The following is a 13,979-nucleotide window of genomic DNA, read 5'->3' as shown; positions in this document are numbered from 1 at the left end:
TTTTTTGTAAAACAACGTACACGATATCTTCGTCAGAGGTTAATTTAGCGTTTGCAAAAATAGTACTTTTTTTTAGTTGATAAAATTAAAATCGAACTATTTTTTAGGTTGGTAGTCAGTACAATAGAAAACCCAGAACTTTCTACTTTCTTTACCGTTTATTTTTATAATGATGGGTGCTAATTCTGTTACTTTTTTAAAGTGAGAAGTTAATAAAGGGTCAATTTCACCTAACTTTTCTTTGTTCTTAAAACGTTTATCAGAATCTATAAATAAGGCATTTCTTCCTTTTAAGATAGATAAATTATCATCTAAATAATCAAAATGTAACGCAGGCAACCCAATAATGTTTTGTGCATACACTTTGTCTTCCATAAAAAAGTTTAAACAAGCCGTTGTTTTATAATTATCATTAGAAAAGATAAAAGTATCTATATATTTTTCTTGTAACTTTTCCGTTTCTAAAGCCAATTCCTTCCAGCCAACCCAAGTGTCATCACTTTTAATCGGAACAAAATAAAACAAGATTTGTAAACTAAAAAGTACGTGAAATACAATTGAAAAAATAAGTTGAATTTTTAATAATTTCTTGCTGATAAACATTCCTGCGATAATTATTCCTGTAATATAAGAAGGCATCATCCAGTTTAATTTTACCCAATATATAGGGGTAATAAGAAAAAAACCAACAAACGTGGGAATAAAAAAGGCTAGTAAGAATAAGGTTTTAGCTTGTGGTATTTTTAATTTTAGGAAGGCTCTTTTGATGTATTTAAAGGTAAGCGTAATCAATATTAAAAATAAAACAGGCAACAATAAGAACATTTGATGGCCAATTGCACCAAAGAATTTTTTAGGTGAAATTTTAAACTCTGAAATAGAACTTGTTCTTTCGGAAGATTGAAAAACAAATGAAGCAAAATCATTTTGATAATTCCAATACCAAACCGGGTATTTTACTGCTAAAGAGATGGTAATTGAGAGCCACAACCATGGAGAAAGTAACAGTTTTCTGTGTTTGTTCGAGAATATTAGAAAAGCCAACAATCCAAATTGCAATAAAATTGCGGTGTATTTACTATTAAAAGCAAGTCCCATTGCAATACCACCTAAAACGAAAAACCATTTTTTCTCTTCAAAAATTGCTTTGTACAAGCAAATTAAACTCAAGGTCCAGAATAATAAAAGAGGTACGTCCGGTGTAGAATTAAAGGATAAAATAGAAATTAATATGGTGGACGCCAATAAAACAAAAGCTCTTTGTAATTTTTGTTTTGATAAAAAATAAGTGCTTAGTTTGTAAAAACTAAGAATTGTAAGTGAAGTAATAAAAAAGTCTGCAAACTTTACAACAAATATCGAAGCACCAAAAATATCAGTAAAAAAACGTAAAATATATCCAATCATTCCAGGATGATCAAAATACGAAAGTGATAAATTTTGTCCGTATAAATAGTAATACGCATCTTGTGGCATTAACCCCATAAAAGGGAGTAGTAACAACCTAAATAGCTGAAAACCTAAAACCCAAGAAAGTGCTTTATTATTTTTTATGAAAGTTTTTATAGTGTCCAAAATCAATCGGTTAGAGATATTTTATAAAAACCCTTTATGAGGTTTCATCTAGTAAATCGGGCCTTATTTGTTGTGTTCTTTCGTATGCTTTATCGCTTCTCCAGTCATTAATTTTAGGAAAATTACCAGATAATAATATTTCAGGTACTTTTGTTCCTTCAAAATCGGAAGGTCTTGTGTACACGGGTGGTGACAATAAGTTATCTTGAAAAGAATCTGTAAGTGCAGATTGTTCATCGCCAATAACACCGGGAATTAAACGCACAACAGCATCTACTAAAACTGCGGCAGCCAACTCACCACCTGTTAAAACGTAATCTCCAATAGAAATTTCTTTGGTAATGAAAAGTTCTCTAATTCTATGGTCTACACCTTTATAATGTCCTGTTAAAATTAGAATATTTGCTTTTAAAGAAAGTGTGTTTGCTGTAGATTGATTTAATGTTTTAGCATCTGGAGTCATATAAATAACTTCATCATAATCACGCTCAGATTGCAGTTTCCTAATGCAATTTGCAATAGGTTCTATCATCATAACCATGCCTGCACCACCACCAAACTGTGTGTCGTCTATTTGTTTGTAATTACCTAAACCATAGGTACGTAGATCGTGAATTACAATTTCTGCCAAACCTTTTTCTTTTGCACGTTTGATAATTGAATGATTAAACGGACTTTCTAATAAGTCTGGGGCTACTGAAATAATATCTATTCGCATTTTAAAATTGTAGTTTTTTGTTTAGTCTTTAAGTTGTTTTCTGAGAAAATTCACAAACGATTTTAAACTTGGTTTATGGAGCTATTTAAGCACGTAATTTAGTAAATAAAACCCGAATAGAAAACCTTAGAAGATTTTAGTAATTAGGAAAGAAGGACCGAATCATTTTACAATTTGGGGTGCATTCTTTTTTTACTTGTTTGGTTCAATATGAATTAGTACATGTCCTAAATTCGGTATTTCTGTTCGTAAATAATCTTTTAATTTGTGTGAGATGCCATGTCCTGCTTTTACTGAAATTTCACTGTTTACAATGGCGTGTAAATCTACGTGGAATTTCATTCCAGATTTTCTAATAAAACACTTTTCTGTTCCTAAAACACCTTTTACTTGCGTAGATTTTGTTCTAATTTCAACGATTAGATCATCATATAATTGTTCGTCCATCACTTCACCTAAAGCGGGTCTTAAAATTAAGTAACTATTATATAATATAAAAGCGGATGCAAATAAGGCAGCCCAATCATCGGCAGTTTCGTAACCTTTTCCAAAAATAATGGCTATTGAAATTCCTATGAAAGCCATTACAGATGTTATTGCATCACTTCTATGATGCCATGCATCTGCTTTAAGTGAAGAACTTTTTGTTTGTTTGCTTTTCTTAAGAACAATTTGAAATGAAATTTCTTTCCAAATTATGATTACACCAAGTACAATCAATGTCCAAGCTTTAGGAACCTTATGAGGTGTTTGTATGTTTTGAATACTTTCATAAGCAATAATTGTGGCAGAAAAAACGAGGAATGCAACTACGCCAAATGTAATTAATGGTTCAATTTTTCCGTGGCCGTATGGATGATTTTCATCTGCTGGTCGCTTGGCATATTTAAAACCTACTAAAACTAAAAATGATGCGAAAATGTCTGTGGTAGATTCAATAGCATCTGCAATTAAAGCGTAAGAATTACCAAAAAAACCTGCAAAGCCTTTTATTAAAGCTAAAGCAGTATTTCCAATAATACTGAAATAAGTTGTTCGGATTGCAGTTTGTTCGTTGGTCATTCCATTTTTTTAAAGTCGCAGATAATATTTATAAAGATATGTTTGTCCTTAGTGAAAATCTATTCTTTAAAGTTAAAAATAAATTATTGAACTATAAATGTAAAAGGAAAGCTAAATTTTACATTTACAATCTTTCCGTTTTGCATTTGTGAAGATTTCATTTTGGGTAGCAAGCTCATCACTCTTTTTACTTCAAAATCAATTTCCGGACTAGGTTTACTTAGTTTCGTGTTTACACGAACAACACTTCCATTAACATCAATTTTAAAACGAATTAAAATACGTAATCTTCCTGGTGATAAACCAAGCTGATTGGGTAAATTAGAATTAAACTTCTCAGAAAAATGAGTTTGTATCCCTTTAGAAAAACACTTTTTATTAGCTGCGATGTTTTTTGTATTCTCACAACCTTTGAAAACAGGAAATTTTACATAACCAATAATGCTGTCTGTATTTACAATAGTTTTACCATCTGTAAAAGAGAGTATTTGAATATTATAATTGTTAAAAGCTCCTTTGTCTGCAAACGTTAATTTTTCTATTGGATATTCTTTAAAGATGGAAATAACTTCATCATTTAAAGCAGTAGACCTTGCATTTGTAGTAATATTAAAAGGATTATTTTTTTTATCGAGTTCAAAAGACAGTGAAAGCCTATTGTTAATTCTATTTAAATTTGCTTTTTCAATAAATTCTTTTGATAATTTTTCTAAATAAAAAGACGAAAGTTCGTTTTCTGTACTTGGTTTTGTAAAACGAATAGAAGATGCGTCTTGTGCACTGTAAATAGGTTTTTCTCCCTGTTTAAATTGAATTTTAAAACTGTGTAAAGGTTCATTCTTAAGACCGTTAAAAGTTCCAGGTATTTTAACTGTAGGAAAGGATGCCAAAATTCTTAACACCTCTTCTTTAAAAACAGTTGGGACTCTTGTTTTATTACTAATTAACTGTCCAGATTTAGATACAGAAAAATGAATGAATAATTCTACCTCTTTATACAACTGTAACTCAAAATCTTTCTCTTCATTTAAATTAACACGTGAAGCATTATTTAATAAGTTGAAGTTGGCTTTTTTGTAAAAATGTTCTTTTACGGCTATATTTAAACAAGTTTTTAAATCTTCATAATACGTTAAGTCGCTGCAACTATCGTAAATGGGAGGAGATGCGACCATAATTGTAGTGCTGCAATTAAAAATGGCTTTGTTCTTTTTTTTTGATATAATTTGTAGAGAGTACCTGTTACTACTATTTAAAGTGTCTAATTTTAATTTTTCTAAAGGATATTTTTCAAAAGCTTTTACGATTGCTTCATATAAGTCTTTAGATCTAAAAGTGTTAATTGCTATGTTGTAGGGTTTGTTTTCTTTATTGATGCTAAAAGATAAAATAATATCATTCTTCTTTGGTGCAAATACACTCCTTCTTAAAAGCTTTTTAGGAACTTCACTTTTAAAATACAAAGACAATTCGTTTTTAGCATCGGGCTCTGTAAACTTTCCGTAATTAAAAGTAGTATTTGATTGCGAAAAACTTATCAAAAATGAAAAGAAAAAAAATAATTGTAAAAGTTTCTTCATAGCAATTAATTTAATAAAGATAAAATACTTTTTATTCCTCTACACTTAAATGAAACAAAGCATCACCTTTATTAACAATAGGAGTTTTATTAATACAGAAAATATGACAATTAAAAGGCGCGTAGACTTTTTTATTAAACTCACCAAAAGGGTCTTGAATAACCCCTAAAATTTCTTTCTTTTTCACAAAACTTCCGTTGGGAACTCTAATTTTGAACATTCCAGAATCAGATGCTCTTAGCCATTTTGCTTTGTGTACAAAAACAGGGGTCGCTCTAACTGTAATTTCTCCTTCAATTAGCCCTAAACGAATTAGCACATTTTTAGTTCCGTTTACGCCTTCGTTAATAATTGTAGGGTTTAATTCTTTTGATTTTCCACCTTCAAAAAGTAAAACAGTTTTACCCATTTTATGTAAGGTATCTCTTAACGATTTGGTAATGTTTTCAGAAAAAACAATCATTGGTGGGTTAAAAACCTTGGCTAATTCCAATGCTTTTTCATCATCTTTGCTACATCTTATTTGTGCAATATTATCACGTTCGCCACCACCCGTATGAAAATCGATTACATAATCTACAAAAGGGGCTATTTCTTTTGTAAACTGATATGCAAATTGACTCGCCAAAGAACCATTTACGGTTCCGGGAAACATTCGGTTTAAATCACGTCCATCAGGAAACTCTCTAGTTTGAATTAAGTACCCAAAAATGTTAAAAACAGGAATACAAATAATGGTTCCGCTTTTTGGTTTATTTAATTTTAAACTAATTATTTCTCTAATAATACCAACACCATTTGTTTCGTCTCCATGAATACCAGCTAGCAATAAAACTACGGGTCCAGGATTGGTAGAACGCTCTATTATTATAGGAACTTTTACAGTTGTTCTTGTGTGTAGTTTTGCGACTTCTAAATCTAAAACAGTACGTTTTCCTTCAGGAATTTCTTTACCTAAAAGGATGAAAGGTTTATTCAACATTTAATTCTAAATAACGGATAATTTCTTTTGCAATATTTTTCTTAGTAGCAATTTCTATTCCCTCTAAACCAGGAGAAGAATTTACTTCTAATACTAATGGTCCTTTAGAAGACTGTAACATATCTACACCAGCAACACCTAAACCTAAAGCTTTGGTTGCTTTTAGAGCCGTTTTTTCTTCTTCGTCTGTTAGTTCAATTACATTTGCGTTTCCACCTCTGTGCAAGTTAGACCTAAATTCGCCTTCTTTACCTTGGCGTTTCATTGCACCAACAACTTTACCATCTACTACAAATGCTCTAATATCTGCACCGCCAGCTTCTTTAATAAATTCTTGCGCAATTACTCTTGCCCCCAAACCATTAAAAGCTTCTAAAACAGAGGTAGCTGCATTTTGTGTTTCTGCTAAAACAACTCCCAAACCTTGTGTTCCTTCTAATAATTTTAAAACTAAAGGAGTTCCACCAACAGATTCTATGACGTGTTCTACATCTTTTGTATAATTAGTAAAAACTGTTTTTGGTAAACCAACACCAGCTCTTGCTAAAATTTGTAAACTACTTAATTTGTCTCTAGATCTAACCAAACCAATTGAAGAAACGGCAGTAAAAACTTTCATCATTTCAAATTGTCTAATTACAGCAGTACCGTAAAAAGTTACAGAAGCACCAATTCTTGGAATAATTGCATCTACATTTTCTAAATATTCACCTTTGTAAAATATTTTCGGAGATTTTTTTTCAATCTCAATATTGCACTTTAGGTGATCTACAACCATTACTTCATGCCCTCTTTTTTCTGCGGCTTCAACTAATCTTCTTGTAGAGTACAATTTAGCATTTCTAGATAAAATTACAATTCTCATTTATTTGTGTTTTTTAATTTGTGAGATAGATTTTTCATAGTGGTATCTATCACGAATTTTTTATTCAAAAATTTTCTTCCTAGTAATATAGGAAATTTCATGTCTTTTCGTTCGCTTAAGGTAAGGTAAATTGGAAAAGTTTGATTAAAAATGAATATTTCTGTATGAATCATAAAGCGCTTTTCAGAAATACCATTAGAACTTTTTACAATTTTAGATGCGTAATTTTTAGACGTAAACTCTTTATTATTATAAAAAGGATGTTCTGGGTCTAATAGCGTAAATTGAATTAGCGAAGCACCGTCTACAGTAATTTCACTAATATTAGAACAATGTATAGAGGAAGTATACGCACCAGAATCTACCTTTAGATCAATCTCATAAAGTGATAACTCTGGGAAGTCTGCTTTGTCTGAACGACCAATAGTAATTTTCATTTTTTATTTTAATAAGTTTGTAAAATTACTAATAGTTATTGAATTACGATATAAATTGAAGTAATTTATAAAGGTTTTGAATTAACGAAGTGATTGCAGCAGACTAATTATCTTTTTTTTTTACAGAATATTTCTGAAACACAAGAATTGAATTCTTTAGTTAGGCATTATCGGTTGCATTGGAAGCTTGTCTTTTTCAGGATAAAGTGCCTTTTTACTTTTTAGTTCATCAATTAATACCGTCATCATAACCTTGAGCTGTTCTGAATTTGTGTCCGCTAAATTACTGGCTTCATACGGATCTTCTTTTAAGTTAAAGAGTTCATAACGTGGCAGACCTTGAGGTTGATAATGATAAATAATTTTCCAGTTAGCTTTTACCAAGCTCGTAAAATAGCTGCTGCGGTGTTCATGAGGAAAATGATTTAAAAATAGTTCATTACGCTCTTCATTTTTTTGATTGTTAAGCTGTCTGTTAAGACTAAAACCATCTATAACATGACTTTTCGGATAAGTAACATTAGCAACGTCGCACAATGTTGGAAAAATATCTAAAATAGAGGCTAATTGCTGTTGTGTTGATTGTTGTGCAATGGGCAGTTTTATTTGACTACTCACAGTTTTATTAGGTGTAACCCAAGCAGCGATAAAAGGAGTGCGCATACCGCCTTCCCAATGATTTGCTTTTTTACCTTTCAATGGAGACGAACTGCTATACCCATTTTCAATTGGTAGTGGTGCATCAGAACCATTGTCTCCAAGAAATAAGAGTAAGGTGTTTTCTCCAAGTCCTAGTTTTTTAACATGCTGTATAATGTCTCCAAGAGATTTATCAATTCCTTCAATTAATGTAGCGTAGGCTTGTGCGTTTTTAGATTTTCCTGAATTAACATAGTGTTCTTTAAAACGTGGGTCTGAATAAAACGGAGCGTGAACAGCATAATGCGCCATGTTAAGGAAGAAAGGTTTTCCCGCTTCTTTTGCTTGTGAGATGGCTAACTTCGCTTCTAAGGTTAAGGCTTCTGTTAAAAATATATCTTTTCCATGATATTTTTCTAGACTAGGGACAGCTCTTTTTTTATCACCTTTTATGTGCCCAAAACCTTCTGTTCCTAAATAACTACCTGGTTGGCCAATAGCGTTTCCTGCAATATTAACATCAAAACCTAAATTAAGAGGGTTTTCTGCATTGCTATGTAAAGGACCAAAATGTGCTTTTCCTATGTGAATTGTTTTGTAACCTTCTCTCTGTAAAAGTCTAGGTAGTGTAACAGACTCTTTGGTAAGTCCTTTCCAATTCCAATCTGTTGGTCCAAACTTAGTACGGTTATTCCACTCTGGGTGTACCCAATTCGTTACTCTGTGTCTCGCAGAATTTTGTCCAGTTAAAATAGAAGTTCGTGAAGGCGAACAAACTGAATGGGCATAAAAATTTGTAAATAAACTACCTTGATTTGCAAGTTTTTTTAAATTTGGGGTCCTGTAAAAGTCGTTTAATGGATGTTTTTTTAGAGTGCCATTAGCATCTGTCAAAAAAGGAACAGAAGTATCCATCAACCCCATATCATCCACTAAAAAAATAATAATATTAGGCGCGGTTTTATCCTTATTTTGAGAAGTACATGAGGTTACGTAGAAGAATGCTATCAATACGTAAAATAAAAAGGCTTTATTTAATCTCATCTTAGTTTTTGTTTTTATACTGTTTTTAAGAGGTGTTCTAAATTTACAATTGCGCAATTGCAGCTTCCGCACAACGTTCACCATCCATGGCAGCAGAAACAATACCGCCAGCATAACCACCACCTTCGCCACAAGGAAATAAACCTTCTATTTCTGTGTGTTCTAAACTTTCTTTTCTAGGGATATTTACAGGTGATGAAGTTCTAGATTCTACACCAATAATATTTGCTTCATTGGTATAGTAACCGTGCATTTTACTACCAAATGCAGCAAAACCTTTTCGCAATCTACTACCAATAATTTTAGGTAAAAGGGAGTGTAGTGGAGCAGATTTTAGCCCTGGTTGATACGAGCAATCATTAAGCTCTGGTGATAGTTTACCATCAACAAAATCTACCAATCTTTGTGCAGGTGCAGTTTGTGTTCTTCCACCGGCCAAAAAAGCAATTTTTTCTAAATCTTTCTGAAATTCTAACCCTCTTAATTCTCCAAAATGTTCGTATTTTTTGAAGTCTTTATCAATATCTAATTCAACAACAATTCCTGAATTTGCAAACTTGTTATTTCTTCTACTTGGCGACATTCCGTTTACAACAACCTCTCCATTCGCTGTAGCTGCAGGTACAATAAAGCCACCAGGGCACATACAGAAAGAGTAGACGCCTCTGTTGTTTACTTGTTGCACTAAACTATAAGCCGCAGCAGGTAAAAGTTCGTCTCTTTCACCAGAACAGTGATACTGAATTTGATCTATTATTTCTTGCGGATGTTCTACACGAACTCCCATTGCAAAAGACTTTGCTTTAATTCGTATTTCTTTTTTATGCAATAATTCGTAAATGTCTCTAGCAGAATGTCCGGTTGCTAAAATTACTGAATTTACGGTTATTTCTTCTCCGTTTAATAGTTGAAGCGCTTGTAATTTATTATTCTTAACAACAAAGTCTGTAACTCTTGTTTCAAAACGAATTTCGCCACCAAACTTTAAAATGTTTTCTCGAATATTCTCGATAATTTTTGGCAGTTTGTTTGTTCCAATATGTGGATGTGCATCTACTAAAATTTGCGATGTTGCACCGTGGTAAACTAGGTTTTCGAAAATTCTTCTTACATCTCCACGTTTTAAAGAACGGGTGTATAATTTTCCATCAGAATACGTTCCTGCACCACCTTCACCAAAACAATAATTAGAATCTTCGTTTACAATATGATCTTGATTTATAGCTTTTAAATCTCGCCTTCTATCTTGTACATTTTTTCCGCGTTCTAAAACAACAGGTTTGTACCCTAATTCTATACAACGCAATGCAGCGTACATTCCTGCAGGACCAAAACCAATAATATGAATTTCTTTGGCATTAGAAACATCTTTGTATTCAAAAGTATAATCAGATTTTTCTGGAACCTGCTCATTGATATAAACAGCTACTTTATAATTAAAGATGACATCTTTTTTACGAGCATCAATAGATTTTCGCAAGACTTTTACTGCGGTAATTTCGCTTTTGTCTATACCTAGCTGTTTAGAAGCTTTGTATAAAAGTGTGTTTTCTTTGCGTTCTTCTATTAAATTTACTCGAAGTTGAATTTCTTTAACCATGTTGCAAAAGTAATTAAATTATGATTGATTTTGGTAGCGAAATTTAGAGGTTTTTTTGAAGGAATTTGTTACCGTGCAAACTGATATAAAATTGTTTCAATGTTTTAAAAGATTAGTCTACAAAGGTCTTGTGTTTTTAAAGTATATTTTTTTATTGGTTAGGTTGTTTCTATGAATTTATGATAGTAATAATTTGCAGCGGTTAAATCTTCTAGAGCATGCCCCACAGATTTAAAAACGGTGATTTCTTTCGCATTTAATCTTCCTTTTTTTGTGTTGGAACAAAGTTCGAATAAATCAGCTTTTATGTCGGCTTCTTTAAGAACTCCTTCTTTTAACGGAGCTACAATATCTCCACTTTCTGTTAATCCACCTTGATACGTGTCTAGAAAAACAGTTCCTTTTAATATAGTTTCATTATCAGCCTCTCTTGCATCTTTCTTAAAGGAACCAACCAAATCTACGTGTTGTCCTGGTTTTAAATAGCTGCCTAAAATTAAAGGTGTTTTAGTTAAGGTAGCAGAAGAAATAATGGCTACTTCAGAAATTTTTTCTTCAATAGTTTTAATTGCAGTAATTGCAAAGCTTTCATTAGATAACTCCTCACAAATAGCTTGTGCTTTTTTATAATTTCTTCCCCAAATAAAAACATTTTTAATCGGTCTAACGGAAGCGTGCGCTTTAATAAGGTTTGTAGATAATGCACCAGTACCAATCATTAATAGAGAATTTGAGTCTTCTCTAGATAAGAAAGAAGAGGCTAAGGCAGAAGCTGCGGCTGTGCGTTTTACAGTTAGACTTTTTGCATCTAAAATGGCTTTTAAAGTTCCGTTAATGGCATCAAAATAAATATAGGTACCATTAATTGATGGTAAGTTAAACTGACTGTTTTCTGGGCTTACGGTTACTATTTTTACACCTGCATCTTTTCCAGAATTCCAAGCAGGCATTAATAATAATGTAGATTCTGTATTTGTTGTAGGATTTGGAAAATCGTGATGGTGTCTCATTGGAACGATCACTTTTTTATTAGAGAAGCTTTCTTGTAATTTTTGAACTAATTCTGTGAAAACAGTGTTTTTTTCAATAAATGGAGTGTCGATTTGAACAAATGTATTCATTCTTTAAAGTATTTTTATGTGTGTATAGAAAGAAGTTCTATTTTTAAATTTTGAAACAAATTAAACCAATCCGCACTTTATCATTCGATCATTTTCGAATAGATCTTTTTTTAATTCAATATTGATAAACCCTTTTTCTTTGAGCATTGCAACCGTTTCTTTTCCTAAATATTGATTGATTTCAAAGAATAATAATCCGTTTTTAGACAGCTGTTGTTTTGCTAAATCTGCTATTTTATTGTAGAATAATAACGGATTTTCATCAGTTACAAATAAAGCCAAATGAGGTTCGTTTTCGAGCACATTATTTTTAATTGCTACTTTTTCTAGTTCTCTAACGTAAGGTGGGTTAGAGATGATTATGTCAAATTGTTGAGGTAGTTTGTTTGCTTCTAAAATATTCAGTTCAATAAAATCAACTTCAACGTTATTTAAAACGGCATTTTGTTTCGCAATTTTTAAAGCTTCCGAAGAAATGTCAATAGCAGAAATTTTTGTATTTTGTAGGTTTTTAGCCAAAGAAACAGGAATGCAGCCTGTTCCTGTACCAATATCTAAAATAGTGAGTGTTTTATCTTCATTTTTGGTTCTTAATTCTGATGTTTCTAAAAGAATCCATTCAACCAATTCTTCGGTTTCTGCTCTCGGAATTAAGGTGTTTTTATCAACGATAAAAGGCAAACCATAAAATTCTGTATTTCCTAAGATATATTGTATTGGCTCTTCTTTTTGTAATCGTTTAAGAATATTCTTTAAGTCTGTTAAATTTTTAGCAGTAATTAAAAAATCTGGTTTTAGAACCGTATCAATTCTTTGTAGATTCAGTTTTTCTTCCATTAAAATAAAAAAAAAGCTGTCTATTTCTGTCTTCGGGTAGGTTTCTGAAAGTGCTTCAGAGAAATAGTTTTTGAATTCTTTAAGAGTCATAAGTTTTATAATAACGGACTTAAGAAACGTGCTAAACGCTCTAATGTTTTTTGTTTGAAGCTTCTTTGTCTAAATTCTTCATATACTATTTTTGATGCTTTTGCTACACGTTCATCAAATTCTTTTCTTAATTCTAGTGTAATATCCTCATCAAAAATTAAAGCATTTAATTCATAATTGTGCTCAAAACTCCTACAATCAAAATTAGTTGAACCAACAGATGAAATTTCATCATCAATAAAAATAACTTTAGAATGTGAAAAATCGTCTCGTAAATAAATAGTAACTCCAGCCTTAATTAAATCTTCAAAATAAGAATACATGCTATATTTTGCCATTTTAGAATCTCCTACTTTAGGCAATAATAGAGTAACATTTATTCCACTTAAAGCAGCCATTTTAAAGGCTTCTAAAATAGAAAAGGTTGGTATAAAATACGGATTTAGAACACAAATGCTTTTTTCTGCAGAATTAATTAAGCTTAAATATTGTTGCATAACTATAGATTGCTCATAATCTGGCCCACCAGAAACAATTTGCAATCTCGATTTTCCTTCGCAAGAAAATGACTTGGTAAATCTTTGATCTTCACTTAAATCTTGTTCTGTGGCGTAATAAAAGTCTTTTAAAAAAGACTTGTGTAAACTAGTTACTGCACAACCTTCAATTTGCAAATGTGTGTCTTGCCAAATGCCTAGAAATTTATCATCTATATATTGGTCAGTGATATTTACGCCACCAGTAAAGCCAATTTTATTATCAATTACACATACTTTTCTATGGTTTCTATGATTTAAAGAAAAAAGAAACTTCCCATATTCCCATGGTGTTTCCGGGTAAATTTCTGCACCCATCTTTTTTAATCTTTCTTTTGTAGATTTTTTTAGAGAAGAACTTCCAAACCCATCATATAAAATTCTAACGCTTACATTTTCTTTTCTCTTTTTCTCTATTTCATCAATGATATTGTCTAAAACTTTACCGTCTTCAAATATGTAATATTGAAGATGAATAAAATTTTCTGCATTTTTAATGGCCTCTATAATGGCATCAAAGGCCTCTCTACCATTTTTTAAAAGTTTTATATTATTACCTTCATCTAATGGAATATTTGTAGTTTTAAAAATGAGGGTTGATATTTTTTTGGCTTTTGTAGAATCTAATTTTTGTGAACAGTTGTTATTGGTTTTTTTGAAAGATCTTTTAATGTAATTTTTTCTACGCTTGGCTTCTTTTAGTTCTAAAAATTTTAATTTTCTTCTATTAATTCCAAAAATCACATATGCGATAACACCTATGAAAGGAAAAAAAAGCGTGATAAGAATCCAACTTAGAGATTTTGAAGGCTTAATGCCAAAATATAAAATATTGTAAAATGCCCAACTGAATAAAATAAAATGTAGTATTGTAAGGATGTAGTATGACAAAA

Annotated in this window: 12 protein-coding genes; all 12 read right to left on the bottom strand. The window is 31.4% G+C overall.

Features of this window, described 5'->3' with window-relative positions:
• Positions 1 to 96 precede the first annotated feature (96 nt).
• On the bottom strand, positions 97 to 1,575 hold the full coding sequence (locus ES045_RS13295) for a glycosyltransferase family 39 protein (RefSeq protein ID WP_223267256.1): 1,479 nt from the start codon (positions 1,573 to 1,575) through the stop codon (positions 97 to 99).
• Positions 1,576 to 1,609: 34 nt separating this feature from the next.
• Positions 1,610 to 2,293 (bottom strand): tRNA (guanosine(37)-N1)-methyltransferase TrmD, encoded by a 684-nt coding sequence (gene trmD / locus ES045_RS13290; protein ID WP_147116781.1) that lies wholly within the window; start codon positions 2,291 to 2,293, stop codon positions 1,610 to 1,612.
• A gap of 192 nt (positions 2,294 to 2,485) precedes the next feature.
• Positions 2,486 to 3,355: a cation diffusion facilitator family transporter gene (locus ES045_RS13285; RefSeq protein WP_147116780.1), complete on the bottom strand. Its 870-nt coding sequence runs from the start codon at positions 3,353 to 3,355 to the stop codon at positions 2,486 to 2,488.
• An 83-nt stretch (positions 3,356 to 3,438) separates the two neighbouring features.
• Positions 3,439 to 4,935: a hypothetical protein gene (locus ES045_RS13280; RefSeq protein ID WP_147116779.1), complete on the bottom strand. Its 1,497-nt coding sequence runs from the start codon at positions 4,933 to 4,935 to the stop codon at positions 3,439 to 3,441.
• A gap of 31 nt (positions 4,936 to 4,966) precedes the next feature.
• Positions 4,967 to 5,917, bottom strand: coding sequence for a succinylglutamate desuccinylase/aspartoacylase family protein (locus ES045_RS13275; RefSeq protein WP_147116778.1), 951 nt, complete (start codon positions 5,915 to 5,917; stop codon positions 4,967 to 4,969).
• Positions 5,907 to 6,782 carry a 30S ribosomal protein S6--L-glutamate ligase gene (gene rimK, locus ES045_RS13270; RefSeq protein WP_147116777.1) on the bottom strand — a complete coding sequence of 292 codons (876 nt, stop codon included), beginning with the start codon at positions 6,780 to 6,782 and terminating at the stop codon, positions 5,907 to 5,909. The genes ES045_RS13275 and rimK overlap by 11 nt, the downstream gene beginning before the upstream one ends.
• On the bottom strand, positions 6,779 to 7,219 hold the full coding sequence (locus ES045_RS13265) for an ATP-dependent zinc protease (RefSeq protein WP_147116776.1): 441 nt from the start codon (positions 7,217 to 7,219) through the stop codon (positions 6,779 to 6,781). Before ES045_RS13265 ends, rimK begins: the two co-directional genes overlap by 4 nt.
• Positions 7,220 to 7,375: 156 nt before the next feature.
• Positions 7,376 to 8,902, bottom strand: coding sequence for a sulfatase-like hydrolase/transferase (locus tag ES045_RS13260; protein WP_147116775.1), 1,527 nt, complete (start codon positions 8,900 to 8,902; stop codon positions 7,376 to 7,378).
• 43 nt (positions 8,903 to 8,945) lie between these two features.
• Positions 8,946 to 10,502: an NAD(P)/FAD-dependent oxidoreductase gene (locus ES045_RS13255; RefSeq protein WP_147116774.1), complete on the bottom strand. Its 1,557-nt coding sequence runs from the start codon at positions 10,500 to 10,502 to the stop codon at positions 8,946 to 8,948.
• A gap of 158 nt (positions 10,503 to 10,660) precedes the next feature.
• A complete protein-coding gene (locus ES045_RS13250; protein WP_147116773.1) occupies positions 10,661 to 11,623 on the bottom strand; it encodes an ornithine cyclodeaminase family protein in 963 nt (320 codons plus the stop codon).
• Positions 11,624 to 11,683: 60 nt separating this feature from the next.
• Positions 11,684 to 12,550, bottom strand: a complete 867-nt coding sequence (gene prmC, locus ES045_RS13245) for a peptide chain release factor N(5)-glutamine methyltransferase (RefSeq protein ID WP_147116772.1) — start codon at positions 12,548 to 12,550, stop codon at positions 11,684 to 11,686.
• Between the two features lie 5 nt (positions 12,551 to 12,555).
• Complete coding sequence (cls, locus tag ES045_RS13240) at positions 12,556 to 13,977, bottom strand: cardiolipin synthase (RefSeq protein ID WP_223267255.1); 1,422 nt, start codon at positions 13,975 to 13,977, stop codon at positions 12,556 to 12,558.
• Between the last annotated feature and the right edge of the window lie 2 nt (positions 13,978 to 13,979).

The organism is Polaribacter sp. IC073 (assembly GCF_007997075.1).
Taxonomy (GTDB): Bacteria; Bacteroidota; Bacteroidia; order Flavobacteriales; family Flavobacteriaceae; genus Polaribacter.
This window is presented reverse-complemented; position numbering and strand designations above follow the sequence as displayed.

Coding starts and splice junctions, on each gene's coding strand:
- rimK (WP_147116777.1), bottom strand. CDS start 6,782: ATGAGAATTGTAATTTTATCTAGAAATGCTAAATTGTACTCTACAAGA.
- ES045_RS13285 (WP_147116780.1), bottom strand. CDS start 3,355: ATGACCAACGAACAAACTGCAATCCGAACAACTTATTTCAGTATTATT.
- prmC (WP_147116772.1), bottom strand. CDS start 12,550: ATGACTCTTAAAGAATTCAAAAACTATTTCTCTGAAGCACTTTCAGAA.
- ES045_RS13275 (WP_147116778.1), bottom strand. CDS start 5,917: ATGTTGAATAAACCTTTCATCCTTTTAGGTAAAGAAATTCCTGAAGGA.
- ES045_RS13250 (WP_147116773.1), bottom strand. CDS start 11,623: ATGAATACATTTGTTCAAATCGACACTCCATTTATTGAAAAAAACACT.
- ES045_RS13280 (WP_147116779.1), bottom strand. CDS start 4,935: ATGAAGAAACTTTTACAATTATTTTTTTTCTTTTCATTTTTGATAAGT.
- ES045_RS13255 (WP_147116774.1), bottom strand. CDS start 10,502: ATGGTTAAAGAAATTCAACTTCGAGTAAATTTAATAGAAGAACGCAAA.
- ES045_RS13260 (WP_147116775.1), bottom strand. CDS start 8,902: ATGAGATTAAATAAAGCCTTTTTATTTTACGTATTGATAGCATTCTTC.
- ES045_RS13265 (WP_147116776.1), bottom strand. CDS start 7,219: ATGAAAATTACTATTGGTCGTTCAGACAAAGCAGACTTCCCAGAGTTA.
- trmD (WP_147116781.1), bottom strand. CDS start 2,293: ATGCGAATAGATATTATTTCAGTAGCCCCAGACTTATTAGAAAGTCCG.